Below are 25,478 nucleotides of genomic sequence, written 5' to 3'. Positions count from 1 at the left end.
CCGTCTGATCAGGCCTGCCGATAGAAACTCACCTTTGGAGAGTGCTTATGTCCATCAGCTATCGTTCCCGGGAAGTGCCCGCTGTTTTGATTGAACCGACCTATCGCCGCATCCGCCTGAAGCTGGGTGAAGAGGTGATCGCCGACAGCACGCAGGCCATCGTCGTCTATGAAAATGGCGGTCACCCCGTTTATTACCTGCCGAAATCGGACTTCCGCGCTGATCTTCTCCAGCCGTCGGAAAAGACGGGGGCATCGCCGGTGCTCGGGGCAAGACGCTACTGGTCGCTCAAGGGCGCTGAGGGTAGCGGTTGGAGCTATGAAAACGTGCCGCAGGGCGTGCCTGAACTCGCCGGTTATGCAACGGTGGCGTGGAGCGCCGTGCGCTGGTTTGAGGAAGACGAGGAAATCTTCGGTCATCCACGCAATGTTCACTGGCGGGTCGATACGATCGACAGCAAGCGCCGTGTGGAGGTCTTTGTCGATGGCACGCTGGTGGCGCGCACGAACCGCGCGGTATTCCTGTTCGAGACCAGTCTGATCCCGCGCTATTACTTCCCGGTGGAGGATCTGGTCGCCGGCACACTGGCGAATAGCGCGCTGCACACCTATTGCCCCTATAAGGGCAGGGCGTCCTACCATCATTTCGATCTCGATGGAAAGCGTCACGAGAACATCGTCTGGTATTATCCGGAGCCGCTCCACGAAAGCGGACGGATCAAGGGATTGATCTCGTTCTACAATGAAAAGGTCGATGAAATCCGCGTCAGCGCCGGGGATGCGGAATGATGCATATCGGCCTGTCACTGACGCCATTCGGCCATTATCCGACCGCCTGGCGCGCAAAAGACGGCCAGCTGGACGCGCTCGATTTCAGTCACATGGCGGCGCAGGTGAAGCAGGCGGAAGCAGGCGGACTGGATTTCGTCCTGCTGGCGGATAGCTTTGGCCAGCGGCCTCATGATGATCTGTCGCCGCTCGCCGTGCCGTTCGAGCCAACCATGCTGGTCTCGGCGCTGGCGACGGCGACGCGCAGGATCGGGTTGATTGCCACCGCAGCTACACACCAGCATGAACCCTATAATCTCGCCCGGCGTTTCGCGTCCCTCGATCTGATCGGCGACGGCCGTACAGGCTGGAATGTCATCGGCTCCGGTGATCCCGAGCGTGATCGGGAATATCTTGCGGTGGTGTCGGGGCTTTGGGACAGCTGGGAGGATGACGCCTTTGTCTATGACAAGGCTCAGGGACGGTTTTTCGAACCGGACAAAATGCACGTTCTCAACCACAAGGGCGCGCATTTCGCCGTGCGCGGCCCGCTCAATGTCAATCCGTCACCGCAGGGCAGGCCGGTCATCAGCCATGTCCTGACCCCAGGCACGCTCGACATTGCCGCGCGGGCGGATGTGGTTTTCCTGCCGGAGACAACACCGGATACATGGAAAGCACTTGCCGCCAGTCTGGTTGAACACCTTGCGGCGCTTGGACGCCAACGGCAGGATGTCAGGCTTCTCGCGAACATCGTTCCGTCCATCAGCACGGCTGCCGACATTGCCGACCAGATGCAGGAGCAGGCGAAAGCAGCCGGCCTCGATGGATTTGTCCTTCTGCCGCCCAGTGCGCCCGAAGGTGTTGCCAGCTTTGTCGATGAGGTTGTTCCGGAACTTCGGCGGCGCGGCGTGTTCCGCCATGCTTATGACGCCACGACCCTGCGCGGCCATCTCGATCTTCCCCGTCCGGCCCGTCTGGAGCGTGCATCATGAGTGCGGATCAGATGAAACTCGGTGCCTTTCTCATGGCGGGCGGGCATCATATTGCCGCCTGGCGCCATCCCGATGCCCATGCCGATGCCGGGGTCGATATCAGCCATTTCATTCAGCTGGCGCAGACGGCCGAACGGGCAAAATTCGACATGATCTTCATCGAAGACGCTGCGGCCATTCGCGAGCGCAACCCGGAGATTGCCAGTCAGGCGGCGCGCTCGACCAGTTTCGAGCCGCTCAGTCTGCTGGCGGCGCTGGCGGTCAATACCTCCCATATCGGTCTCGTTGCCACGGCTTCCACCACCTATAACGAGCCGTACGGCCTGGCGCGGACATTCGCCGCGCTCGATCAGCTCAGCGGCGGCCGGGCCGGATGGAATCTGGTGACATCCGCCAGCGATCTTGAAGCGGAGAACTTTGTCTCGAGCGGCTTGCGGCCGCATGGCCAGCGGTATGAACGGGCAGAGGAATTTGCCGAAGCGGCTACCGCCGTCTGGGACAGTGTGGACGATGGCGCCTATATTCTCGACGCGGAGCGGGACATCTATGCCGATCCGGCTAAACTTCATCCGGTCGATCATCGCGGCACGCATTTCATTGTCACCGGCGTGCTGGACAGCCGGAGATCGCCGCAGGGCAGGCCATTGATGGTGCAGGCCGGGGCGTCGGATGTCGGCAAGGACCTTGCCGCCCGCACCGCCGACGTGGTGTTTTCCGCAGCCCAGACCATGGGCGAGGCACAGGCCTTCTACGCCGACGTCAAAGCCCGGCTGGCGAAATTCGGGCGACAGGCAGACGATCTCAAGATCATGCCCGGGGTTTCGCCCATCGTTGGCGAAACCGAAAGCGAAGCACGGGCAAAATACGATGCGCTGCAGGAACTGATCCCCGATCAGGTCGGTGTGGCACTGCTTGCCAGCTATCTCAGCCTCAAGGACCTGTCGGCCCATCCGCTCGACGGACCTCTGCCGGACATGCCGCAGACCGATGGCATCCAGAGCCGGCAGCAACTCATCATCGATCTCGGTCGGCGCGAAAATCTGTCCATCCGGCAGTTGGCTCGGCATTTCGCCGGTGCGCGCGGCCATTGGCAATTGATCGGTACGCCCGTCCAGATTGCCGACGCGCTGGAAGAGCGGTTTCGCTGCAAGGCGGCGGACGGGTTCAATGTCATGCCGCCGCTCTTTCCCACGGGGCTTGATGATTTTGTGAGACTGGTCGTGCCGGAACTGCAGCGCCGGGGCCTCTTTCGTACGGAATATGAAGGGCGCACCCTGCGGGAAAATCTGGGCGTCAGAACACCGGCCCGTTCGTCATCAGCAGAGAGAACAGCATGAAACCGATCTATATCGACTATCTGAATGCCTTCGACATCGAGGCGCTTGCGCTGACCGATGCGGAAATTCTGGCGGCCATCGAGACCTCGCTCGCCGCGCAGGGCAACGGCCAGACCGTGATCGAGCCGCGGGTGCATCTGGAGCCGGATGAATCGTTTCATGGCCATTTCAATGTGTTGCGCGGCTATGTGGCGCCGCTCAATCTGGCAGGCGTCAAGATCGTCGGGGACTTCGTTGATAATTATAAGCTGAACTATCCCTCGGAATTCGGCGTGCTTAACCTGTTTGATCCGCGCACCGGAGCACCGAAGGCCATTCTGGATGCCACGGTCATCACCGATATGCGGACCGGTGCGATCACCGCTCTTGGTGCAAAACATCTGGCGCGCAGGAATTCCAAGGTGCTCGGCCATATCGGCGCGCGCGGCACCGCCTACTGGAACGTGCGGTTGCTTGATCACCTCTATGACTTCGATGAAATCCGCGTGCATTCGCGCCGCCGGGAAAGCCGCGACGCGTTCGCGAAAAAACTCTCGGATGATCTCGGCAAGCCGATAACCGTTACCGACAACTGGCAGGCCTGCGTGGAGGGTGCCGATATCGTGGTCGAGGCATCGCGCCTGCCTGAGCCGCAGCCCATGCTGAAGACCGAATGGATCAAGCCCGGTGCCTTCGTGGTGCCCTATGGCACGATGAGCGCGGTGGAACTGTCGCTCACCGATATCATGGACAAGCTGGTGGTGGATGACTGGGGCCAGTGCAAAGGCGGCAAATTCGGCTCGCTGCGCGCCCATGTCGAGGCGGGCAAGCTGTCCGAACAGACATTGCATGCGGAACTTGGCCAGATTGTCGCCGGTCACAGGACGGGACGCGAGAACGACGGTGAAACCATCTTGTTCTGGCACAGGGGGCTCTCGCTCAGCGATATCGCGCTTGGCTATGCCATGCTCGAAAAAGCCAAGGCGAACAATATCGGCCAGAGGCTGCGGTTCGCATGAACACGCTCGTTCTCACGGGTTCAGGCGTCACCATCGCTGATATTGCTGCCGTTGCGCGCAAGGATGTTACCGTCAGTGCGACGTCCGATGTATTGACCCGGTTGGTCCGGACCAGAGCCGTACTCGATGCGGCTGCTGCTTCCGGGCAGCATATCTACGGCCTGAACACGGGGCTTGGCGCCAATCTCAAGACAGCGGTTGTCGATGAAACGGGCAAGTTCCAGCAGCAACTGGTGCGTGGACGGGGTGCGGGTGTCGGTCCAGTATTGCCGCGCGACGAAACCCGTGCTGTCATGGCGGCGCGCCTGTCCATGCTGGCGGTCGGCGGTTCCGGCCTATCGCCTGAAGTCTTTGCCGATCTGCTGGCACTCATCAATCACAAGGTGCACCCGCTTGTTCCATCCATCGGGTCGATCGGTGCGGGTGATCTTGTCCTGCTGTCTCCCATTGCCCAGACCCTGATCGGCGAGGGGCAGGCCGAATATGAAGGCGCGGTATTCACCTCCGCCGAAGCCCTGTCAAAGGCCGGTCTGCGACCCTCCACACTTGGTCCGAAGGACGGGCTGTCGCTTCTCAACGCTTCGGCAGTCTCGGTGGGGAAGGGCGCGCTGGCCGTAGCCGATACCGATGTTTTGCTCGACTATCAGCGACAGGCTGCTGCGCTCAGTTTCGAGGGGCTTGGCGGCAACCCGCTGATCCTACACCCCGCCATCCAGCAGGCACGCCCTGCGGCCGGACAAGTGCTGGAAGCGGAAAGGCTCCTTGCCCGTCTCGAAGGCTCGTCGCTGCATGAAGCGCGCGCGGCCATTCAGGACCCGCTCAGCCTGCGCTGTGCCGCATCGATCCAAGGGGCGCTGGCGCATGCGCTGGATGCAGCCAGGGAGGCTGTGGAGATTGAGCTGAACGCGGCAACTGACAATCCGCTGGTGCTTGTCGATGAGAACAGGGTGCTCTCGACGGGCAATTTCCACACGCCGTCCCTGGCACTGGCGTTTGAAACCCTGGGGCTTGCTATCGCCCAGACTGCGCTGGCCAGTGCAGCCCGGTTCATTCAATTGACCGGATCGGGCCGCAATGGCCTGCCGCGCTATCTCTCGCCTGTGGGTGGAGCATCCGCCGGTTTTGTCCCGCTGCAGAAGACGGTTGCGGCGCTTGTCGGCGCGATCCGCCATAAGGCAAATCCGGTGTTGCTGGATTTCCTGCCCGTATCCGAAGGGGTGGAAGATCACGCCACCCAGACACTTCTGGCGGTGGCCAAGTGCGCCGACATGCTTGATCTCTGGCGGCATCTTGTTGCCTGCGAGATGCTGGCCGGGGCGCAGGCAGTCGATCTGCGTGCAGGCCATCGCTGCGGCCGGGGTACGCAAGAGACCCATGATCTTGTACGATCCATTGCCGCGCTGCTCGTGGAAGATCGTCCGCTCGGACCTGACGTGTCCCGCCTTGCGGAGCGTCTGCGGGATATCGGCGCGTGAGGCAGCTGAAGCTGTTGGCCGCCGAGTTACCGCTGAACCTTGGAAGCCAACAGCATTGGCGCGTTTACACAACGCAGGCATTCATCAATGAACCATGATTTGAAAGCCGCAACAACGGAACGTTGTGCACTTCTGCGCGGGGTGGTGATGCAATAGGGGCTGGCTAGTTCGAGCACGTGATTGCAGGCAACGACCAGTTCGCCCGCTTCTACCTGGCGGGCACAGAACAACCCCTGCGCCAGTGTTATGCCCAGCCCGCCACGCGCCAGGTCAAGCGCCGCCATGGACGAATTGGCTGTCATTCCATGCTGGATATGGCGGCCCGGCGTCACGCCGGCGGATGCGAACCAGTTCCGCCATGACGGAAAGGAAGCCCCGGCAGGACCCCAATCGGTGTGGATCAAGGGGACGGACAGCAAATTTTCCGGAGAGGCCATCGGGCCATGTCCAGTCAGGAAGCGCGGCGAGCACACCGGATAGACCGCATCGGTGCCGATCGCTTCGGTGACATGTTCCGGGTAATGAAAGGCGCCATAGGACAAGCGCATGTCGATAAGGTCGCGGTCGAATGGCGCCGGATCATCTTCACCCCTGAGGGAGATATCGACCGGACCATGGATATTGACGAATCCCGGCAGACGCGAGGAAAGCCAGCCCATGGCAACCGATGGTGCCACCGACACCACCAGCGAGGATCGCTGATTGCCGCTGCCGAGCTCACGCGCCACGCTCCGGAGTTCATTGAAGGCATTGGCAAGCCGCGGAAAAATCTCCACACCCGCCTCGGTCAGCACGACACGCCGATTAATACGATGAAACAGCTGGCGCCCGACCTGATCCTCGAGCGTGCGAATGAGCTGACTGACTGCCGCGGCCGAAATCGCCAGTTCTTCGGACGCAGCGACAAAGCTTCCACAACGGGCGGCAGCTTCGACCGCCTGCAAGCCGCGCAAAGAGGGGATACCTGTCATCCTGACGCTCCAAAAAAGATAAGGTGAGCTTATCTTTTTTGCAGAAATCATCTCTTTTGGAAAGGGAAAGCCTCGCTTACTTTAACCGGCAGCGCAGGAGACAGCCATTCCGGGGCAAGCGCGATCAACGAAACACCTGCCAAAGGAAGGCCCGCCATGCCGCGCCGACAGATGATTTTAGCTGCCTTCTTCTTCAATCCCCAGGGAGATCATCGCTTGTCATGGCGGCATCCGCGTGCACCCGGCCGCGAATTTCTCGATCTGGATTATTACCGCCGATTGGTCGAAGCAGCGGAGCGGGCCAAGCTTGATACGATCTTCATCGCCGACCATCTCGGCGTCTGGGATACCTATGGCAGCGGGCTGGCGCATTATGCCAATCCCAGACTGGAACCTTTATCGCTGGTATCGGCTCTATCTGCTGTCACCAAGGATATCGGCTTCATGGTGACAGCGTCGAGTTCCTATAACGAGCCATTCAACACCGCCCGCATGTTTGCTTCGATGGATCATATCAGCAGGGGCCGGGTCGCATGGAACGTGGTGACATCGGCGCTGGAAGAAGAGGCCGCCAACTTTGGCCGCGATGCCAATATCGAACATGCGGTTCGCTATGAGCGTGCGGCCGAGTTCCTCGACGTGGCCAAAGCCTTGTGGGACAGCTGGGAAGACGACGCGCTTGTCATCGACAAGGCAACCGGCCTCTTTGCCCATCGCGAATACGTGCATTACCTCGACCATCGGGGAAAGCATTTCAAGGTAAAGGGGCCGCTCAACGTGCCGCGACCGCCGCAGGGCCATCCGGTGATCGTCCAGGCCGGGTCGTCCGATGCGGGCAGGAACCTGGCCGCGGCGCATGCGGACGTGCATTTTGCCATCATTCGCAGCGAGGCGGAAGGACTAAGCTATCGCGCGGACATCAACAACCGCCTGGCGAAACACGGGCGCTCGCCGGAAAGCCTGAAGCTTCTGCCGGGTATCCTGCCAATCGTCGGCGCCTCAGCATCCGAGGCGCAGGAAAAACAGGACTATCTCGAGACATTGATGCTCGATGAAGTCGCCGTCGATCTCCTTTCCAGTTGGGCAGGGGTGGATTTGTCCCTCTATCCGCTCGATGGGCCAATACCGGATCTGCCTGACGAGGGCACGTTCAATGGCTGGCGCACCTGGCTCGCGCTCGTCAAGGACGACGCGAACAAGGGCCTTTCCATACGCCAGCTCGCCCGCAAGATCGCCAATACCGGCTCGGTTCCGCTCGTTGCGGGGACCCCTTCGCAAGTCGCCGATCAGCTGGAGGCCTGGTTCGTCTCGGGAGCGGCCGACGGGTATAACCTGATGTTTCCGCTGCTGCCGGAGGATTGGCTGAATTTCATGCAGACCGTGGTGCCGGAATTGCAAAGGCGCGGCTTATTCAGAACCGAGTACGAGCCCGGCACCTTGCGCGACCGTCTGGGGCTCGCGCGTCCGCAGAATGCATTTGCTGCTCGTCGCGAAGCAATCGCCGGCGAGCCAGATCCCGTTCGGGCCGGAAAAGGCGGAGTTCGACCATGAGCAGCCGGAAAGTTCTGGCGATATCCGCAAGCCTTTCCGCCACGTCCAAGACCGCAAGGGTCGTCGAGGCGGTCCTGGACGAATTGCGCGGACAGAAAATCGAGACGGAACACGTCGTTCTGCGGCATCTCGATCCCGGCGCTTTGCTGTCAGCCGACGTCCAGGCTCCGTCGGTGGCGTCTTTCCTTGAAAAGGTTGCCGCTGCGCATGGTCTGATCATCGCTACGCCAATCTACAAGGCATCGTTTTCGGGTCTGTTGAAAGCGGGCCTGGACGTGCTCCCGCAGTTTGCGCTGGCTGGAAAGGTTATCCTGCCGCTTGGGACCGGCGGCAGCCTCGCCCATGTCCTGGCGCTTGATTACGGTCTGCGCCCGGTGTTTCAGTCGATGGGCGCGCGCCATGTCGTCCAGTCGCATTACGTTTGTGAGAGCGATTTTCCCAAAGCCGGTGAAATGATATCGCTGCTCGACCCGATTTGGGCCGCACTTCGTCACGCCTGCGATAACTTCATTTATTCCCTGACAGATGATGAAAGGGCTGCAATGCTTGGACATCCGCGCGGCCGTACCGTTGCGTAACTGGCAAAGAATTCAGACCACGCTGTCGCGGGAAGATATCGAAACTGACTATCAGAGTGTCGGCCAGCCGCTTTGCGGCGATGTGTTGCCGCGCGAACAGAAAGGTGTGCCGATCATCGGCTCGACCGATCTGACATGCCAAGCGTTTTGGTCCGGTTATCTGGCTATGAAGCGAACCTTGTGATCGTCCCCGACAGTGAGGAATTCCGTGGGGGGCGGTGACTGATAGACGTCATGTGTGCCGATTTCCTCGGGGTAATAGGAAAAGCCTGACAGGGGCGGCGGCTGCATGTCCTTGCGGGTTATGTCCTCCTGGCGGATGATCGTGAACGGATCCGGAATGGCTGCGAGCAGGCGGCGCGTATAGGGATGGACCGGATTGGCGAAAATGCTTTGCCACGGACCTTCCTCAACGATCTGGCCAAAATACATCACGGCGACCCGGTCACTCATATGTTCAACAACACTCAGGTCATGACTGATCATGATGTAAGACAGGTCCAGCCGTTCTTTAAGGTCCAAAAGCAGATTGATAATCTGCGCCCTGATGGACACGTCAAGCGCGGAAACCGGCTCGTCCAGAACAATGACTTTCGGGTCGAGGATCAATGCGCGGGCAATCCCGATGCGCTGACGTTGACCGCCCGAAAATTCATGCGGATAGCGCTTCGCCTGCTCCGGTTTCAATCCCACCATTTTCAGGGTCGTCGCAATACGGTCTTCGACTTCACCTTTGTTGCGCAACCCATGCAGCCTCAGCGGCCCAGCAAGGGCCGCGTGAATTGTCTGGCGTGGATTGAGCGACGCATAGGGGTCTTGAAACACCATTTGAGCCATGCGTGCGCGTTGCATGCGTCCCGGCTGGGCAGCGCCGGTGATAGGCTTTCCATCAAAGGAAATGCTGCCATGCGTGGGGTGCTGCAAACCCAGTATTGTCAGTGCCAGGGTAGATTTGCCGCAGCCCGATTCACCGACAATGGACAGGCATTGGTTTTTGTGAAGGCTGAGGCTGAGATTATTGATTGCCCGCACAGCTTGATGCGAACGACGGAACAATCCTGCTGATACCGGAAAGCACACGCTCAGGTTTTCAATTTGCAACAGAGGTTGGGTTTGACTAGCCATGATGGTAACACCTCACAAAGCTATAGTCCCCGAGAACGGATGGGCCCGGCACTGCGTCGCGGCAGATTGGCGAGGCGCGCGTACAGCGTGGTTCAAAACGGCAACCGGTTGGAAAAGCGGCAATCGATGGCACGATTCCTTCGATTTCCTGCAAAGGTTTGCGCTCGTTCAGCTTGCGCTGCCCCAAGACCGGTAATGAAGCGAGCAGGCCATGCGTGTAAGGGTGAGCCGGACGGCGGAAGAGATCGGCGACTGCCCGTTCTTCAACGAGATGACCCGCATACATGATGCCAACACGCTGGCACATTTTCGCGATAACGCCCAGGTCGTGACTGATCATCAGAACTGATGTACCGCGTTGATCGCAGAGTTCCTGCATCAGTTTGAGAATTTCCGCCTGAACGGTGACGTCGAGCGCGGTCGTGGGTTCGTCGGCAATCAGCAGGTCGGGATGGCAGGCCAATGCAATTGCAATCATCACGCGCTGGCGCATGCCGCCTGACATCTGGTGCGGATAGTTCTTGATGCGCTTGTCAGGAGCTGGCACTTGAACCTGTGCCAGTGCGGCGATCGCCTTGCGTTCTGCCTCGTGCCAGGTCGAGCCCTGATGCAAGACGAACATTTCGGCAATCTGCCGTCCGACGGTCGCCAGTGGATTGAGCGCGGTCATCGGCTCCTGAAAAATCATGGAGATTCGATTGCCGCGCAATCTGCGCAGCTCGCTGCCGTTCATCTTCAGAAGATTCTGGCCCTTGAACAGGATTTCACCCTGTCCAACCGCAAGCGGCCTGTTGAGAAGACCTATCAGCGACAAAGCGGTTATACTCTTGCCACATCCGCTTTCGCCGACAAGTCCGAATGTCTCGCCGGCGCCGATCGAAAAAGAAACGTTTTCAACGACATTCAGTCGTTCTTGTCCAGAACGCATATCAATATGCAGATTCCTGACCTCAAGCAAAGGGGGAGCGCTCATGCCTTGCGTGTCCTCATATGCGGATCGAGGTAGTCGCGCAGCCCATCTCCAAACAGATTGAGGCCGAGCACGGTCAAAAATATAGCGATCCCCGGGAATATGGCTGCCCAGGGTGCGACGGCGATCAATTCGCGTGCATCCGTCAGCATGCTTCCCCAGCTGGGGAAGGGCGGTCTGATGCCGAGTCCCAGATAGGAAAGCGCGGCTTCGGCAAGAATGGCATCACCCATGCCAAGCGTCCCGATCACGAGGATGGGGCCGATCATATTGGGCAGGATCTGCGTGATCATGATGCGGATATCACTGTAGCCAAGCGTCTTGGCAGCTTGCACATAGCCCTGGCTCTTCAGCGACAACGCTGACGAGCGTGCAATCCGGCAGGTCCATGACCAGTTGGTCAGTCCAAGTGCGATCAGCAAACTGCCGAGGCCAGGACCGAGAATGGCCATAATCGCCAGCGCAAAAATCAGTGAGGGGATCGACAGCATCACATTGGTAAGCCCGCTGACGAATTCATCCCATCTGCCGCCGATATAGCCAGCTGATATGCCAAACAGCAGGCCTATGCAGCTGTTGATCAGCTGCGAAACGATACCGACCGTCAGCGATACACGGGACCCATAAAGAACCCTGCTGAACACATCGCGGCCTTGCGAGTCGGTTCCGAACCAGAAATCGGCATTCGGGGGCAATTCCGCATTCATCAAATTGGCATCAAGGATCGGATCGTGATGCACGAACAAAGGTGCAAACACGCCCAGCGTCAGGATAATCAGGCAGATGGCACCACCGAAGAGGAGGTTGAAACGCAGTCGCATATCCGTCACCCGTGGCTGATGCGCGGGTCGATGACCGCGTAAAGAACATCGACAACCGTATTGATGATCAAAAACCACAATACAATCATGAGGATGGCACCCTGCACCACCGGTATGTCCCGCATGGAAACACTGTCGACGAGAAGGGAACCAAGGCCAGGCCATGAGAAAAGTTTCTCGATCACCACGGCCTGTCCCATCAAAGAGCCGAATTGCAGTCCAACCGTGGTGATGATCAACACGAGCGCATTGCGCATCAGATGCCATGTGACGAGACGATAGGCATTCATGCCCTTCGAGCGGGCGGTGCGAATGAAGTCCGCACTCATCACGTCGAGAACCGCCGCCCGCGTGGTCCGGGCAAGCAGCGCCAGGGGTGCCACGCTGAGCGTCACGGCCGGCAGGATCAGATTGCGTATTCCGCCATCGCCATAACCGAAACTCGGCAGCCAGCCCAATGTGAGTGCAAAGACATACATAGCCAGCAGCCCCAACCAGAACTGCGGTAGCGACAGGCCCGAAACGGCTGCAATCATCGTGGCCGCGTCCAGAAGGCTCCCGGGTTTGAGCGCCGCGACGAACCCAAGCGGCACGCCAATGAGGATGGCGATCGTCATTGCAGCGATGGCCAGTTTCATGGTTGGCCATGCCCGTTCCAGCAACATGTGCGTGACGGGTTGGCGCGTACGGAAAGACTGTCCGAGATCGAGTTGCACGAGATTGACGACGTAGCTACCGAACCGCTGATAGACGGGCTTGTCCAGCCCAAATTCCTTGTTCATCTGTTCGACGACTTTCGGATCATTGCGACCCTTGCCATCAGCGATCAGGCTTGATGTGAAGCTGCCCGGTATCACGCTGAAAATCACAAAGATCAGCAAAGATACCGCCAGAATGGTCGGTATCATCTGCAGAACTCGCCGAATGATAAATCGAAGCAACGGATCCATGTCCTTTCGTTCGGATGGCGGTCGCGTCTGCCTTGGCCGGTATAGTGGCCCCGATACGCCCCTCATGTCGCTTGATGTTGGGAGATGAGGATGCGTGCACAGCGCTTCACGCGAGATGAAAAGGCTGACCCGCCGTCATGTCGTTGACGGCGGGCAGGTACCGTTGCTTCAGCGGCCCGATGGGGCGCCGTCGTCTACCCAGAGTTGTTCATAAGACTGGATGGCAAGCTCCGCCGAGTTTGGCTGCAAACCATGCAGCCAGGGCTGATAGGCCATTACCGCCTTGTTGTAATTGAAGAACCAGCCGGGGGCCTCATCCTGCAGCAGATTATTCGCCTGGCGCAAAAGATCATTCTTCTGCTCTTCCGTCGGCGCGCTCAATGCTGCCTCATACAGTTTGTCAAAGTCCTTGTTGTTGAACTTGTAATAATTGCAGGCTGACTGTGAGGTCTTTGAATAGAAGCACTGCATCGCCGTCATTGGATCAGGACCGCTTTCCAGGGACCACATGAAGGACTGGAAATCACCGGCTGGGACCACCTCGGACAAAACAGCTGCTTCAACCGGTTTGGCTTTGACTTTGATGCCGACTTTGTCGAGCATCGGAATAATCGCTTCGACGATGGTCAAACCCCAGCTTTCGTTCTGGGTGGCTGTCAGTTCAAACTCAAATCCATCGGGATAGCCGGCTTCCTTCAAAAGCGCCTTGGCTTTCTCGGGATCATAAGGATAGGGTTTGGCGGCTTTATCGAAGGCGGGTGAGGAAAGCGGCAACCAGCTCACTGCGCGATAGGCCTTATCCTTACCCAGACGCTTGATGATCAGATCGGAATCGATCGCATAGTTGATCGCCTGGCGGACCCGCTTATCCTGAAACGGCTTGAAATCCACGTTGAAGCCGACGAGGCGCGTATAGACCTCGGCCACTTCCAAGATATTCTTCGACAGTTCCGGATCATTCTTATAGGCAACATACTGCGCCGGTCCGAGCACGGAGACATCGACCTCCTTGTTGCGGAAAGCGACGTCGCGCGCCGAGGCTTCGCCCATGATCATGATGTTGATCTTATCGGCATGTGGCTTGTCAGCTCCGTAGAACTTGTCCCATTTTTCAACGGTCAGACGTGAGCCCGGGATATATTCGGCGAACTTATAAGGTCCAAGGCCGATCGGATGGCTCTTGAAACTGTCCTTGTCGGCTTCACCCGACGGATAGATCACCGTGCTTGGCTGCATGAGCTGGAATGCCGGATTGACGGGTTCATTGAAGGTGATTTCCAGCGTGAAATCGTCGATCTTCTTCAAGCCGGCAATATCCTTTGCCTTGCCGTCGGAATAGTCACTTGCACCCTTGATTGCGCCGATGTACCGCGCGCCCGTATAGGCCTTGCCGGGCGTCATGATGCGCTTGTAGCTGTCGATGATATCATCGGCAGTCATCTTCTTGTCATTGTGGAAAAACGCGTCCTGACGCAGCTTGAACGTGTAAGTCAGACGATCAGCCGAAGCACTGACATCGGTTGCCAGATCCAGCACCGGCTTGTTGGCATTGCCGTCCCATGCATAAAGTCGTCTGTGAATGGCCTTGGTGACAAACTCATCCTGTGTTGCCGGGCTCGCCTGGTTATCAAGCGTGCCAAAGCTCGAACCATAGGGAGCAACGAAATTAATCGTGCCGCCTTTGCGTGGTTCTTCCGCGGATGCTGACATCGCCACACCGGCAAGCAGCACGGCAGCTAGAGTTGATTGGAGCACGAACCGTTTGTACATTGAGTGTTTCCCCCTGTTATGATTATGCACGGTATTGGTAGGTTCTAATCTCGCGTGAAAACGATTTCCCCGCCTCTCAAGGTCATATTGCACTGGGTTTCGTGCAGGATTTCTTCCGGTGTCGCGGTCAACAGATTGCGTGAGAAGATCGCGATATCAGCAACCTGCCCGGGGACCAAACGACCCTTGACGTGTTCCTGTTTTTGGGAGAAAGCCCCATATTCGGTATAAACGCGCAGCGCATCTTCGATGGAAACGGATTGGGCGGCATCCATCACCGTCCCTTTCCAGGTTTTGCGCGTCAGCATCGTGTACAAATTCGGAAACGGGTCGGGATGACAGACCGGGCTGTCGCTGCCTGTGGCAGGCTTGAAACCGAGATCGGCCCACGTCTTCAACGGATAGCTGGAGCGGCTGCGTTCGACACCCAGAACCGAAATATAGGCATCACCGAAATCATAGATGAAAACCTGCTGGGGGCAGGGATAGATGCCTGCGTTCTGCATGCGATCATGCTGTGATGACGTTGAAAATCCGCAATGTTCGATCCGGTGGCGACGGTTTGGATCAGGTGTGGCAGCAAGCGCCTTTTCATAAGCCGTAATCAGCTGTTCTATGGCCTGATCGCCGATGGCATGGCAGGCAAGTTGGTAACCCTTGTTATGGGTATCCATGACAAGATCCTGCAGTTCAGCATCTGGCAGCATCTGAATGCCGGTATTGTTATCGTCGCCGAGATAGGGTTTGGACATCCAGGCCGTACGCCCGCCCGCCGAACCGTCCAGGAAAATCTTGACGGCGCCAATGGTCAGCATGTCATCGCCAACCCCCGAGACAAGCCCGGCGCGATAACAGTCGGGCACGATCGATTTGCCGGGGTCGCCAAGCAAAACCAGCCAGCTGCGAACCGGTAGCCGATTGTCACGCCGGGCAATCTGATAGGCGCGAATTTCGTTAAAACCGGCAACGTGCCCTACTGCAGCATCCATGACTGACGTGATGCCATAGGAGAGCAGCATGTTCCCGGCTGTTTCGATCGCTTCGATCAATTGGCTTTCATCGGGATCTGGAATGGCGGCACGCAGAACGTCCTGGGCATTTTCAGCGACCATACCGGTCAAGGCACCATTTTTCTGTTCGATCATGCCACCCGACGGAGCGGCATAGGCTTCGTCGACACCCGCCTTGGCGAAAGCTACGGAATTGAAGATTGAAACATGACCACAGGCCCGCGTCAGCATGACCGGATGGTCGGGCGCCACCTGATCCAGCTCCGATTTCAAGGGGTGGCGGCCCGTATCCAGCTTGGTCTGGTCATAGCCGCGCGCCAGAATCCATTCGCCCTTGGGAAGGCTGGCAGCTTTGGCTCCGATTGCGCCAAGCAGAGCGTCAAGTGTCGGAAGCTTAGCCGGCGTTGCATCGATCCATTGGAGCGTTAAGCCGGTAGAAATCAAATGCAGATGCGCATCGTTAAGGCCGGGCGTTGCGAATGCTCCGTGGAGATCGACGAGCTTCGTATGCACGCCTTGCAGTTCCAGCATTTCAGCGGATGAGCCTGTTGCAAGGATCTTGCCTTGCCATATGGCCAGCGCTTCAACGACGCCTTCTTCGTATCCGCACCAGATGTTACCATTGTGCAAAATGCTGTCTGCAGCGACCAGTTTTGGTGGAGTCATGAAGCACGGTTCCCGTCATGCTTGTGTTTTTTTAAAGACTTCCATCATCTCAAATGGATTGCAAGCTACGGAAACCACATTATTTTTCATCGAATTGATATGCTGGCTGTTGATTGATAAACAGATCGACGACATGGGCGTCGATCTGCCGAAACAGTTGTATCAAGGCCAAAGTCTAACTCACGCAACGTCATTGGATTTGGGAATGTTGCTCGTTAGGATTACTCTTCCAATCAACGGGGTATTTTGCTCATGACACCTGACGAGCTGAAGATAGTACGGCGCGCCTATGCGATGCAGATCGCAGCTGCTGCAGGGATCGCCGACGAACCCGTAGAGGACGCATTTGCGACCGTGCCGCGAGAGGATTATCTGGGGCCGGGACCGTGGCCCGTCCTGCGTTGGCAGGAAGCCTATACTCCAACGCCCACCGCCGATCCGGTTTATCTCTACACCGACAGTCTTGTTGGAATTCTGCCTGAACGGCATATCAACAACGGGCAACCCTCGCTGCATGCTTTCCTTCTTTCACAGAGCGCGACGCGGGAAGGCGAACACATCGTGCATGTGGGCGCGGGCGTTGGCTATTATTCTGCGATTATGGCCCAACTCGTTGGTCCATCCGGCAAGGTGACCGCGATTGAATATGACCCGGAACTTGCTGAAAGGGCCCGCGCAAACCTTGCCGGGTATTCGAACGTTTGCGTGATACAGGGCGATGGAGGCAAAGTTGACTTCGAATCCGCCGACCTGATCTATGTCAACGCGGGCGCTACCAAACCCGCAGATATCTGGCTCGACCGCCTCAAGGAAGGCGGAAGGCTGATCCTTCCGCTCACGACCGAAAAGGGTTTCAGTAGCGATTGGAGCAAAATACAACTCCACGGTGCCGTCTTTCTGATAACGCGCGAAGCAGAGACGTTTTGGGCCAGGTGGATATCACCGGTGGCGATCTTCCCATGCGAGGGGATGCGCGATGCAGCATCAGAAAAAGCGCTCGCGAGAGCCTTTGAGAGCGGCGACTATAAGCGGGTCGCTCGCCTCTATCGCACCGACGACATACCAACTGAACTCTGCTGGCTGCGGGCTCCAGGCTGGTCGCTTACCTACGGTTGAGAGCCGGTTTCGAGCAAGAATGCATTTTCCAATAGTCCATTGCGCCGGACAAGTCAGAGGATCGTTGCTCCCAGCAACCACAACCCAGCCAGGCACAACCCGACGCCGGATAAGCGCGAAAACCAGCGTCCCCTCGCCACAAGCTTTTCGGCAAGGACAAAGATTGCGACGGCTGCAATCCACAGGACATTCATCACCCCGCCGATGAAGAGCAAGCCCATCAGCGCCCAGCAGCATCCAATGCAATAGATGCCGTGGCGAAATCCAAGGGCAATGGAGCCCACCGGATCACGCCGGAACCCGCCGTGCAGATGAATGAACATGACGGGTGCCTGGCACTGTCGGAGGCAAACATCCTTCAGGGGCGTCCATTGAAACAGCCCGACTGCGATGAGCGTAACCCCGCTGAAAATTCCGCTTGCGCTCGTCATCATGGGGGTGAGCAGCAAGGTGCTCTCCAGTGCCCATTGACCAAGGGTCGCCGCACAGGCGAAAGCCGTCCAAGCCAGAAAATAGCCGGCAACGAAAAATCCCGTTGCAGCCAATGGCTTGCCCTGCATCTCGCCGTGACGGCCAACCCGCGCATAGAGCAAAATCATCGGTGCGGCGGAGGGGGTCATCATGCCGATCATCATGACCACCCACATCAACATCGTGACGGCAAATTCTGTCGTAGTCCACGACCGAAACCCGGACATCATCATCACATCGAAGGAAGCGTCGTCCATGCCCTGCATTGCCATGCCATCACTGTTCATGCTGCGCGCGAGCCAGAGAATATAGGCCCAGGCGATCATCGTGAGCACGGCAAGGGATGCGGCGACGATCAATCGATCGCGTCGAAGTACCGCTTCGAGCGCTGTGGCGCCCGTGGCATTCAATGCACGACACCACTCTGGGTCAGGTGCAGTCTGGCGAACTGCGCATGAGAGTTGGGAATAGACAGCTTCAGGGGACCTTGCGTCTCGGCCCATCCGCGCCCGACTTCGCATGTGTCATACTCAAAACCGTTTGGCAGATTGATGCGCGCCCGATGGGTCTGGCCCGTGACAGGGTTGAGGATCGGCTCGCCGCGAGCCTCGATCCATCCCGGAACGTTCAAGTGCGCCGCACGGCCATTCACATCCACTTCAAAATCTATTTTTGCAAAAACCGGGTCGTGGACTTTCTCGAACGTCGTCGAAAACACCTGGAAGAAAGTCGCGCCGGGATCGGTATCCAATCCGCTCATGATGCGCAACAGCGCTTCCCGTTGCTCCGCCGAAGCGCGCTCGTCGACGATCGGCACGGCTTGGCCCTTGCCCTCATGGATCGCTCCTGGCCAGGCCACGATCATGGCGCATTTCAACCCGTCCAGTTTGGTGGTTCCGTGATGGCCTTCTTCGATCGCAAGGGCTGCAACCGCGCAGCAATCTCCCTGGGTAGGCAAAGCGTTGAACTGACAGGGGCAACCATAGGCGCAGTTGCAGTGTACGAATTCACGGCCCACGAGAGTCCATTTAACGTCCGTCATTTTCTCCTCCTGTTTATTGTCTTATTTTGTTCTTTGTTCTCCAACGGATATTTGACAGCTCATCCGGCGCTGGGCCTGCCTTGCAGGCAGAACTGCGTCGCTCTACCCAGCGATCTGCGAAGCGGCGGACATGAGTTCCTGCGGCGCCGGCACCCCAAACATGTAACGGCCACCTTCGGGTACTTCGGTAAAGCTCCAGCGCACGATACCGTCACGATCGAGCAGAAATTCTCCCACGAGCTGACCCTCACCGGTAGCGATCATCTGGCGGTCGGCTTCGGAAAATTCGTATCCATCCAATTTGTCGAGAAACTCGACCGCTGCCATCGCATTCATCGGTTCGGGTAATTCGCCGGGCATCTCAATGCGCATATTCGTGACGGCCTCTGTGCTGATCTTGTGTGGCCAATCGCTTTCAGCCTCGGTGAATTCAACATTGGGCAGGCCGAATGCCCGGTGCGAGATCCGTTCCGGGTCGGATGCGGCCAGCAGGTTGGGCAATGGGTGGTATCTGAAATAGAGCCGGGCGCGGTCGATTGGCGTATTCACCACAGTCAGACTGTCAATGCCTTTCTCACGCAGGGCGCCTTCAAGCTGCGACATGGCTGTGATCTGGCGCCGGCAGAACGGGCAATGCAAACCGCGAAACAGGCCCACCAATACCGGCTTGCGGCCACGAAAATCATCGATTGCGACTTTGCCCTGACGGGTAATCGCGTCAAGCACAACATTGGGTGCCCGGTCGCCCGGCTGTAACGGTCCTTTGATATGAGGCTCCGACATAGGCGTCATCCCCTTCCACTCGGCTAATCGAGAAATGGCAATACGACAAGCGCTTCGGGGTCGAGCCCATGCTGCGCGCAGACCTCTTGCGCCATGGCGAAATATCGCTCCGCCTCGGCCAAATCATCGAGGTCGAGATTGAGCGTCGCCAACCCATCATAACACGGAAACAGCAATTGTGGTTCACCGATTTCGCGTGCCACGTCGAGGGCCTCATTGTAACACTCACGCGCCAGTTCCGGTTGATCGTGGCACTGATGAATTTGTCCGAGCACGATGAGGGGAACGGAAAGATGGTCGCGCTGATCCAGCGCCCGATCGATCTCGATTGCCTTTTCGGCCGCGGGCACACCCTCGCTGATACACCGGTCGGTAAAGGTGCAGTAGGCCACGGCAAGATTGGCAAGGAGACGCGCCTGAAAGCCCAGATCGCCGATGCGGCGCGCCACCTCGAGCCCGCGCCGGCACACCCGGATCGCGCGTTCCGGATTGACCATGGTATAGAGCACCGACAGATTGGTGTAGCCGCGACAGGCGGCACTTAGAAGGCCTGCATCTTCAGCGACCTTGACACTGCGCTCCACCTCGCTCACCGCTTCCTGGCTCCGGCCAAGTCGTGCAAGCGCCACCCCTTTGGTGTTCAGCGCTTCGGCCGTGACCCGAGCAGTTTCGATGTCACTTTCGGCGCCGGTTTCGGGTGCCATGGTTTGAACAAAACGCAGTGCTTCGTCCGCCCACCGCACGGCGGCCGTGTGGTCGCCGGTGCGAAATGCAAGGCGGCCGCGTTCCTGCGAGAGATGCGCATGCTCGATCAGAGGATCTATCCCTTCAAGCAGCGCTGCTGCCTCGGCATAGCGTGTCTCTGCTTGATCGCGTTTGCCGGAGTCCCAAAGCAATCGCCCAAGCTTGCGCAATATTCTTGCGGTAGCGGCGAGGTCACCCTTGGCGCGATGAATGATAAGGACGGTCTGGTATTGTTCATCGGCGACATCGCGCTGACCTGAGGGTCCGCAGAGATCGGCAATGCGTTCGCGCAAGAGCAGCGATTCCGGCCCATGGTCGCCAGCATTCGACAGGGCATCCAGCGCCTGCCGATAGAGACGGACCGCGTCATCGTTGGCGTATGTCTTGCGCGCCCGATCGCCCGCTGCCATCAGGTAGTGCGCACCTTTCGTCGTGGCTGCGGTTTGGCTGAAATGGTGACCCAACATTGCCAGATCTTCGAGACGTTCTGGATCGTCTCCATACAATCGTTCCAATGTATCACCGATGAGCTCATGCATCTCAATGCGCCGTTGCAACAGGAGATTGTGGTAAATCACATCGTGAAGCAGCGTCTGGATGAAGCGGTAGCCTGGCGCCGATACCGGGTTTGCACCCGGGGTTTCCTCAATGATTTCAGCATCACAAAGGAGATCGAGCCCCGCTTCGACGTTTGCCGGGGCCGCCGAAATGGTCTTCAATAATTCTGCATCGAAACGCGGCCCGATAACTGCGGCCTCCTGGGCCAATCTGCGCACTTCAGGCGGCAGCCTGTCCATTCGGGCGAGCAACATTGCCTGTATGCCGACGGGAATGTCGGCAGTTGCCTCCCTGTTTGCCACCCGCCAATGCCGGTTGTCCCTTTGCACCGCCCCAACCTCAATGAAATGACGCACAATTTCCTCGATGAACAGAGGATTGCCGTTGGCGCGATCGACAATGCTGTTACACAGATCCGTTGGCAATCCGCCGGGGCCATGACCGAAGAATGCACTGAGCATTTTTCGACCGTCATTGGCGTGCAAAGAGGGGAGGCGCAGCGCCGTCAAGCTGATACGGCTTGAATCCAGCATATCCGTGTCAAATGCAGGCCGATGGGTTGTCAGCAGCATGAAGCGGCTGCGCTCCAGACGATCCATCAAAAAGCGCAATGCCTCGAGCGATGCGGTATCAGCCCAATGGAGATCTTCGACGACAAGCAGCAGGGGTGAACGCGCCAGGCGCTGCTCGAAAATAGTGCGGATTGCATAGAATATTTGCCGGCGCAATTGCTCGGGTTCAACCTGATGCAGCACATCATCGGATTCTCCAAGACCGATAACGTAAAGCAGGAGCGGCATCAATTGCTTCACTTCGCCGGCGGCAAGGCCAAGTTCGCTCAGCCCGGCGGCGAGCAAATCCTTTGTTTTCTCCGGTGAATCATTGGCATTGATTTCATAGGCACTGCGCAACACAGCAGCGAGCGTGCCATATGACGGCTCACCGAGCGGTGAACAGATGGCTCGCCGGACGACGACATTGGTGAAACGAGGATCATCACGCGTGTTTGCCAGGAATTCCTCGGTCAGGCGTGATTTCCCAATGCCTGCCTCGCCGATCAGCCGTACCAGTTGGGCTCGACCAGCGGCTGCCAGATCGAGACAGCCAAGCATACGGGCAAGTTCCTTTTCACGCCCGACCAGTGGCGCACTCAGGCCAAGTGTTTCAAGGCCCCTTGCGGTGCGGGGCTCCTCGAGTGCTCCCACCAGCCGATGTACGAGAACGCTGCCAACCTTGCCACGCAGGGCCTGGTCACCAAGCGAATCATAAGAGAATGCATGTCGCGTGAGGCGGTAAGTCAGCGGCCCAACGAGGATCTCGCCCGGTTTCGCCATCGACTGCAGCCGTTGTGCGCTGTTCACCGTATCGCCCGTCACTGAATAGGATTTGGCGTTGCCCGCACCAAAGCCGCCGGCAACGACCGGGCCTGTATTGATGCCAACATGCAGAATCAGAGGCGAATGCGAGCGTGTTTGCCAGCGTTTTCCTACCATTGCGGCCCGGCTGACCATGTCCAGCGCCGCGTGGAGCGCTCGCTCAGGGTCGTCTTCATGTGCGACCGGTGCCCCGAACAATGCGAGCAGCGCATCGCCGATGAATTTGTCGACAAAGCCCCCGAAGCCCTGTACCGCCGCCGTCAGCTCTTCAAAAAGTTCGTTTTGGAGCGTTTGCATGACTTCCGGATCGAGTTGTTCGCTCAATGTGGTGAAACCGCAGAGATCGGCAAACAACACGGTAACGGTACGGCGATCCGCACCGGTTTCGGATTTTACCAGCGCGGGCCGGAGGGCTTGTCGGGACGATTCTCGTGGCCTTTGCAGGCCGCTGATTGTCGGCGGATCGGCGATCTGGGCTCCGCATTTTGGGCAGAACACGAAGTCTGGTGGGCACAGATATTCGCAGTTGGGGCACGCGCTGGCTTGTTTCGCGCCACATTTTGGGCAAAACGCAAAACCGCTTTGAACGTCAAAACCGCAACCCGTGCAGTTCATCGATATGACCTCACAGGAACCCGGATGTACGATCCTGCCGCGCTTTATCCCACGGGCTGGATTCCCCATTAAATAATGAACCTGCTGCGAGGGACTGGCAAGCGGCCCATAATGTGGGAATGCTGGAGACAATCGGGTTGCAAGTGCTTCAGCAGGGCATTACTGAAGACATGTCGGCACCACTCCTCTTGGGTGCTGACATCCCCCACCCCAGGGAGAAGGTCTTGGGCCTTCACAACTTGGCCGGACCCAATGGTCCGGCCCTTTTCAAGAGACGTCCGAGCTGGGCCGCACGCCCGCGCTATCCGCCAGCGCTCAGGAGATCGTTTCTCCACCATCCACCACGAGCGCTTGCCCGGTAATGTAGGACGAACGATCTGAAACCAGAAACAGGATCGATTCGGCTATCTCCTCGACATCTGCCCAGCGCCCCAATGGAACCTGCTGTTGGACATAGGCTTCTATTGCACTGCGTCCGCCCATTTGGCCGATGAAAGGTTCGTTGAAGGGGGTGTCAACCCAACCGGGGCAAAGCGCGTTTACACGGATTCCAAATCGCGCGTAATCGCCGGCCATTTGGCGGGTCATCGCGATGACAGCGTGTTTGGTGGTCGTGTATGCAATCATCTCGCGATCATAGAGGACGCCGGACGATGATGATGTGTTGAGTATGACGCCTCTGCCCGCGGCTTTCATCACCGGCATGACAAGACGGGAGGCCATGAAATGCGCCCGAACATTGAGGCTCCAGGACCTGTCGAACCCTTCAACCGGCACCTGCTCGAGGTTGCCGGCAATCTGTGCTCCGGCATGGTTGTGCAAAATATCGATGCGCCCGTGCCTGGCGGCCACTGAAGATATACTTGCCGCAAGCGCCTCGTCATCGGTCACGTCGACAACAGCAATTTCCGCGTGTCCGCCCGCCTTGCAAATGCGGTCCACGACGTTTTCCGCATTCTCTGCATTGATATCAATGACGACCACATGGGCACCTTCGCGCGCCAGAATGGCGGCGCCGGCCTCACCGATTCCGGAGCCGGCTCCGGTGACTATAGCAACGCGATCTCTGAGGATCATGGGGTTTCCTGTGTGTCAGTTTGTTGTTTTTTTCTCACGCATCAGAATGCGGGCTATCAGGATCATCATCAGCGAGGCGACCAGAACCAGCGTGGCAATGGCATTTATCTCCGGGGTAACACCCCGCCGAATGGACGCGAAGACATAGATGGGCAAAGTCGTTTTGGAACCGGCGACGAAAAAGGCGATGATGAAATCGTCGAAGGAAAATGTGAACGAGAGCAGAAAGCCCGCCAGCACCGACGGCAGGATTTGCGGCAGCACCACCAATCGAAAAGTGGTCAGCGGCGTTGCGTAGAGATCGCTTGAGGCCTCAACGATGTCGCGGCCAAGACTGGCGATACGCGCCTTCACGATCATGGTCACCAATGCCATCGAAAAGAGCCCGTGCGCCGCGACAATCGATCCGTAGCCAAGGCCAAGCTGCGGCGGATTGGCACCTGGCCAAATGGCGTTGAGCAGCGGATTGAGAAAGGAGAAAACTTCCACCAATGCAACGAGAGTCGCAATGCCGATCACCACGCCCGGCACGACGATGGCTGCTGCAAACAGACCATCAAGCACGGCACGCGTGCGGGTGCCCAACCGCTCCATCCCGATGGCTGCCATTGTGCCGAATATGGCGGCCAGTGTCGCGCTTGTCAGGGCAATGATGAGGCTGTTCTGCAGTGCGGCAACGAGAAACGTGTTGCCCAGAGCCTTGCCATACCACATCGTTGAGAAGCCGGTGAATTCACTGGCATTGCGACCGGCATTGAAGGAAAACAGCACCACGAGCGCGATCGGTGCGTAGAGGAACACATAGACTGCCGAAATAAAAGCACGCATCAAACGAGGTCCACTTGTCTGGTTCCCGCGATCTTCCAGGCAATACGCATGGCAATGAGCAGCACGAAAACCACTGAGATCACCAGTGTGACGGCGATTGCCGATCCGAATGGCCAGTTGCGCGACTGCAGGAAGAGATCGACGAGGGCATTGCCGATGAAAAACACCTTGCCGCCGCCAAGAAGCTGCGGGATCAAATACTCGCCAAGCAGCAGGATCGTGACGAGCGACAATCCTGTCATCACCCCGGGCAGGGAGAGTGGCAGTGTGATGCTGAAAAAAGTGGAGACCGGTTTGGCACCCAGATCAGCGGACGCTTCGAGAAGGCGACGATCAAGCTTTTCCAGACTGACATAGATGGGCATGATCATCAGCGGGAGATAGCCGTAAACGATACCAAGAAGGACGGCGCCATGGGTGTTGAGGATGCGCACGTCGTCGAAACCGACCATGCTCAGAAGATTGGGAATGCCGCGGGAGCCGAGGAGATACATCCAGGCGTAGGTGCGCACCAAAAGGCTGGTCCAGAATGGGACAATGACCAGTGAAACAAGCAGGAGCCGATACCGGGGATTGGCCTTGACTGCGAGATAGTAGGCAACCGGATAAGCGACAATCAGGCAGATGAAGGCGCCGACAGGCGCGAGAAAGAGCGTATTCCAGAAAGCGGCGGCGCGCGATGGCAGATTGGCAAATTGTGCGAATGTGAAGGCCGGTTGATATCCGCCTTCAGGTGCGCGCTCTCCCACGGAAAAAACCAGCATGGCAATGAAGGGCAGCACGAGGAAAATGAAAAGCCAAGCCACAGCTGGTGCGACAAGCGATGCGGTCACCATCCTTCGTTTCGTGTTTGTAGCCAGTGCCATCGGATATCTCTTGAATGG

23 protein-coding genes are annotated in these 25,478 nt (G+C 58.1%); 9 read left to right on the top strand and 14 right to left on the bottom strand.

From position 1 onward, the window contains the following. Positions 1 to 47 precede the first annotated feature (47 nt). The 5 genes from J1W56_RS16845 to J1W56_RS16825 are packed head-to-tail and all read left to right on the top strand — an operon-like array spanning position 48 to position 5,572. Positions 48 to 788 carry a DUF427 domain-containing protein gene (locus tag J1W56_RS16845; RefSeq protein ID WP_223614442.1) on the top strand — a complete coding sequence of 247 codons (741 nt, stop codon included), beginning with the start codon at positions 48 to 50 and terminating at the stop codon, positions 786 to 788. Next, positions 785 to 1,762 carry an LLM class flavin-dependent oxidoreductase gene (locus tag J1W56_RS16840; RefSeq protein WP_223614440.1) on the top strand — a complete coding sequence of 326 codons (978 nt, stop codon included), beginning with the start codon at positions 785 to 787 and terminating at the stop codon, positions 1,760 to 1,762. Before J1W56_RS16845 ends, J1W56_RS16840 begins: the two co-directional genes overlap by 4 nt. Further along, positions 1,759 to 3,099, top strand: coding sequence for an LLM class flavin-dependent oxidoreductase (locus J1W56_RS16835; protein WP_223614439.1), 1,341 nt, complete (start codon positions 1,759 to 1,761; stop codon positions 3,097 to 3,099). The genes J1W56_RS16840 and J1W56_RS16835 overlap by 4 nt, the downstream gene beginning before the upstream one ends. Then, complete coding sequence (locus J1W56_RS16830) at positions 3,096 to 4,097, top strand: ornithine cyclodeaminase family protein (protein ID WP_223614438.1); 1,002 nt, start codon at positions 3,096 to 3,098, stop codon at positions 4,095 to 4,097. The genes J1W56_RS16835 and J1W56_RS16830 overlap by 4 nt, the downstream gene beginning before the upstream one ends. After that, positions 4,094 to 5,572, top strand: coding sequence for an HAL/PAL/TAL family ammonia-lyase (locus J1W56_RS16825; RefSeq protein WP_223614437.1), 1,479 nt, complete (start codon positions 4,094 to 4,096; stop codon positions 5,570 to 5,572). The genes J1W56_RS16830 and J1W56_RS16825 overlap by 4 nt, the downstream gene beginning before the upstream one ends. A 26-nt stretch (positions 5,573 to 5,598) precedes the next feature. Here the strand turns inward: J1W56_RS16825 and J1W56_RS16820 are convergent, their stop codons facing one another. Next, the gene (locus J1W56_RS16820) at positions 5,599 to 6,594 is read right to left on the bottom strand and encodes a LysR substrate-binding domain-containing protein (protein WP_308526400.1); all 996 of its coding nucleotides are present in this window, start codon (positions 6,592 to 6,594) and stop codon (positions 5,599 to 5,601) included. 105 nt (positions 6,595 to 6,699) lie between these two features. On the opposite strand from J1W56_RS16820, the gene J1W56_RS16815 reads away from it, so the two are divergent. From J1W56_RS16815 to J1W56_RS16805, 3 genes are read left to right on the top strand one after another with little or no spacing between them, the layout of a single operon-like run. Beyond that, complete coding sequence (locus J1W56_RS16815) at positions 6,700 to 8,094, top strand: LLM class flavin-dependent oxidoreductase (RefSeq protein WP_223614435.1); 1,395 nt, start codon at positions 6,700 to 6,702, stop codon at positions 8,092 to 8,094. After that, positions 8,091 to 8,672: an NADPH-dependent FMN reductase gene (gene ssuE / locus J1W56_RS16810; protein WP_223614434.1), complete on the top strand. Its 582-nt coding sequence runs from the start codon at positions 8,091 to 8,093 to the stop codon at positions 8,670 to 8,672. The genes J1W56_RS16815 and ssuE overlap by 4 nt, the downstream gene beginning before the upstream one ends. After that, the gene (locus J1W56_RS16805; RefSeq protein WP_223614432.1) at positions 8,641 to 8,856 is read left to right on the top strand and encodes a hypothetical protein; all 216 of its coding nucleotides are present in this window, start codon (positions 8,641 to 8,643) and stop codon (positions 8,854 to 8,856) included. The genes ssuE and J1W56_RS16805 overlap by 32 nt, the downstream gene beginning before the upstream one ends. Here J1W56_RS16805 and J1W56_RS16800 read toward each other — a convergent pair. The 6 genes from J1W56_RS16800 to J1W56_RS16775 form a co-directional block, all read right to left on the bottom strand. Then, positions 8,829 to 9,797, bottom strand: a complete 969-nt coding sequence (locus tag J1W56_RS16800; RefSeq protein WP_223614430.1) for an ABC transporter ATP-binding protein — start codon at positions 9,795 to 9,797, stop codon at positions 8,829 to 8,831. The two genes, J1W56_RS16805 and J1W56_RS16800, sit on opposite strands and share 28 nt — an antisense overlap. Then, positions 9,790 to 10,770 carry an ABC transporter ATP-binding protein gene (locus tag J1W56_RS16795; RefSeq protein WP_223614429.1) on the bottom strand — a complete coding sequence of 327 codons (981 nt, stop codon included), beginning with the start codon at positions 10,768 to 10,770 and terminating at the stop codon, positions 9,790 to 9,792. Before J1W56_RS16795 ends, J1W56_RS16800 begins: the two co-directional genes overlap by 8 nt. After that, positions 10,767 to 11,588 carry an ABC transporter permease gene (locus J1W56_RS16790; RefSeq protein WP_223614428.1) on the bottom strand — a complete coding sequence of 274 codons (822 nt, stop codon included), beginning with the start codon at positions 11,586 to 11,588 and terminating at the stop codon, positions 10,767 to 10,769. Before J1W56_RS16790 ends, J1W56_RS16795 begins: the two co-directional genes overlap by 4 nt. A gap of 5 nt (positions 11,589 to 11,593) precedes the next feature. After that, positions 11,594 to 12,529: an ABC transporter permease gene (locus tag J1W56_RS16785; protein ID WP_223614588.1), complete on the bottom strand. Its 936-nt coding sequence runs from the start codon at positions 12,527 to 12,529 to the stop codon at positions 11,594 to 11,596. Between the two features lie 177 nt (positions 12,530 to 12,706). Next, a complete protein-coding gene (locus J1W56_RS16780) occupies positions 12,707 to 14,308 on the bottom strand; it encodes an ABC transporter substrate-binding protein (RefSeq protein WP_223614426.1) in 1,602 nt (533 codons plus the stop codon). Between the two features lie 44 nt (positions 14,309 to 14,352). Then, the gene (locus tag J1W56_RS16775) at positions 14,353 to 15,984 is read right to left on the bottom strand and encodes an amidohydrolase (RefSeq protein ID WP_223614425.1); all 1,632 of its coding nucleotides are present in this window, start codon (positions 15,982 to 15,984) and stop codon (positions 14,353 to 14,355) included. 252 nt (positions 15,985 to 16,236) lie between these two features. Between J1W56_RS16775 and J1W56_RS16770 the strand changes: the two genes are divergently transcribed. Next, complete coding sequence (locus J1W56_RS16770; RefSeq protein WP_223614424.1) at positions 16,237 to 17,100, top strand: protein-L-isoaspartate O-methyltransferase family protein; 864 nt, start codon at positions 16,237 to 16,239, stop codon at positions 17,098 to 17,100. Positions 17,101 to 17,153: 53 nt separating this feature from the next. Here the strand turns inward: J1W56_RS16770 and J1W56_RS16765 are convergent, their stop codons facing one another. The 7 genes from J1W56_RS16765 to J1W56_RS16735 all read right to left on the bottom strand — a co-directional run bounded on the left by J1W56_RS16765 (position 17,154) and on the right by J1W56_RS16735 (position 25,460). Then, the gene (locus J1W56_RS16765) at positions 17,154 to 17,981 is read right to left on the bottom strand and encodes a DUF2182 domain-containing protein (RefSeq protein WP_223614423.1); all 828 of its coding nucleotides are present in this window, start codon (positions 17,979 to 17,981) and stop codon (positions 17,154 to 17,156) included. Further along, a complete protein-coding gene (locus J1W56_RS16760; RefSeq protein WP_223614422.1) occupies positions 17,978 to 18,613 on the bottom strand; it encodes a DUF1326 domain-containing protein in 636 nt (211 codons plus the stop codon). Before J1W56_RS16760 ends, J1W56_RS16765 begins: the two co-directional genes overlap by 4 nt. Positions 18,614 to 18,715: 102 nt before the next feature. Next, a complete protein-coding gene (locus tag J1W56_RS16755) occupies positions 18,716 to 19,396 on the bottom strand; it encodes a peroxiredoxin-like family protein (protein ID WP_223614420.1) in 681 nt (226 codons plus the stop codon). Between the two features lie 23 nt (positions 19,397 to 19,419). Then, positions 19,420 to 22,689, bottom strand: a complete 3,270-nt coding sequence (locus tag J1W56_RS16750) for an adenylate/guanylate cyclase domain-containing protein (protein ID WP_223614418.1) — start codon at positions 22,687 to 22,689, stop codon at positions 19,420 to 19,422. A gap of 315 nt (positions 22,690 to 23,004) precedes the next feature. After that, entirely contained in the window at positions 23,005 to 23,766 is a 762-nt protein-coding gene (locus J1W56_RS16745) for an SDR family NAD(P)-dependent oxidoreductase (RefSeq protein WP_223614417.1), read from the bottom strand. A gap of 15 nt (positions 23,767 to 23,781) precedes the next feature. Next, on the bottom strand, positions 23,782 to 24,594 hold the full coding sequence (locus J1W56_RS16740) for an ABC transporter permease (protein ID WP_223614416.1): 813 nt from the start codon (positions 24,592 to 24,594) through the stop codon (positions 23,782 to 23,784). Further along, complete coding sequence (locus J1W56_RS16735) at positions 24,594 to 25,460, bottom strand: ABC transporter permease (protein WP_223614415.1); 867 nt, start codon at positions 25,458 to 25,460, stop codon at positions 24,594 to 24,596. Before J1W56_RS16735 ends, J1W56_RS16740 begins: the two co-directional genes overlap by 1 nt. Positions 25,461 to 25,478: the final 18 nt, after the last annotated feature.

It is taken from the genome of Phyllobacterium calauticae (assembly GCF_019991125.1).
In the GTDB taxonomy this organism is placed as follows: Bacteria; Pseudomonadota; Alphaproteobacteria; order Rhizobiales; family Rhizobiaceae; genus Phyllobacterium; species Phyllobacterium calauticae.
Note: the sequence above shows the minus strand (reverse complement) of the source record. Positions and strands in the feature narration are given on the sequence as shown.

Coding starts and splice junctions, on each gene's coding strand:
- J1W56_RS16845 (WP_223614442.1), top strand. CDS start 48: ATGTCCATCAGCTATCGTTCCCGGGAAGTGCCCGCTGTTTTGATTGAA.
- J1W56_RS16840 (WP_223614440.1), top strand. CDS start 785: ATGATGCATATCGGCCTGTCACTGACGCCATTCGGCCATTATCCGACC.
- J1W56_RS16835 (WP_223614439.1), top strand. CDS start 1,759: ATGAGTGCGGATCAGATGAAACTCGGTGCCTTTCTCATGGCGGGCGGG.
- J1W56_RS16830 (WP_223614438.1), top strand. CDS start 3,096: ATGAAACCGATCTATATCGACTATCTGAATGCCTTCGACATCGAGGCG.
- J1W56_RS16825 (WP_223614437.1), top strand. CDS start 4,094: ATGAACACGCTCGTTCTCACGGGTTCAGGCGTCACCATCGCTGATATT.
- J1W56_RS16820 (WP_308526400.1), bottom strand. CDS start 6,594: ATGATTTCTGCAAAAAAGATAAGCTCACCTTATCTTTTTTGGAGCGTC.
- J1W56_RS16815 (WP_223614435.1), top strand. CDS start 6,700: ATGCCGCGCCGACAGATGATTTTAGCTGCCTTCTTCTTCAATCCCCAG.
- ssuE (WP_223614434.1), top strand. CDS start 8,091: ATGAGCAGCCGGAAAGTTCTGGCGATATCCGCAAGCCTTTCCGCCACG.
- J1W56_RS16800 (WP_223614430.1), bottom strand. CDS start 9,797: ATGGCTAGTCAAACCCAACCTCTGTTGCAAATTGAAAACCTGAGCGTG.
- J1W56_RS16795 (WP_223614429.1), bottom strand. CDS start 10,770: ATGAGCGCTCCCCCTTTGCTTGAGGTCAGGAATCTGCATATTGATATG.
- J1W56_RS16790 (WP_223614428.1), bottom strand. CDS start 11,588: ATGCGACTGCGTTTCAACCTCCTCTTCGGTGGTGCCATCTGCCTGATT.
- J1W56_RS16780 (WP_223614426.1), bottom strand. CDS start 14,308: ATGTACAAACGGTTCGTGCTCCAATCAACTCTAGCTGCCGTGCTGCTT.
- J1W56_RS16775 (WP_223614425.1), bottom strand. CDS start 15,984: ATGACTCCACCAAAACTGGTCGCTGCAGACAGCATTTTGCACAATGGT.
- J1W56_RS16770 (WP_223614424.1), top strand. CDS start 16,237: ATGACACCTGACGAGCTGAAGATAGTACGGCGCGCCTATGCGATGCAG.
- J1W56_RS16760 (WP_223614422.1), bottom strand. CDS start 18,613: ATGACGGACGTTAAATGGACTCTCGTGGGCCGTGAATTCGTACACTGC.
- J1W56_RS16755 (WP_223614420.1), bottom strand. CDS start 19,396: ATGTCGGAGCCTCATATCAAAGGACCGTTACAGCCGGGCGACCGGGCA.
- J1W56_RS16750 (WP_223614418.1), bottom strand. CDS start 22,689: ATGAACTGCACGGGTTGCGGTTTTGACGTTCAAAGCGGTTTTGCGTTT.
- J1W56_RS16745 (WP_223614417.1), bottom strand. CDS start 23,766: ATGATCCTCAGAGATCGCGTTGCTATAGTCACCGGAGCCGGCTCCGGA.
- J1W56_RS16740 (WP_223614416.1), bottom strand. CDS start 24,594: ATGCGTGCTTTTATTTCGGCAGTCTATGTGTTCCTCTACGCACCGATC.
- J1W56_RS16735 (WP_223614415.1), bottom strand. CDS start 25,460: ATGGCACTGGCTACAAACACGAAACGAAGGATGGTGACCGCATCGCTT.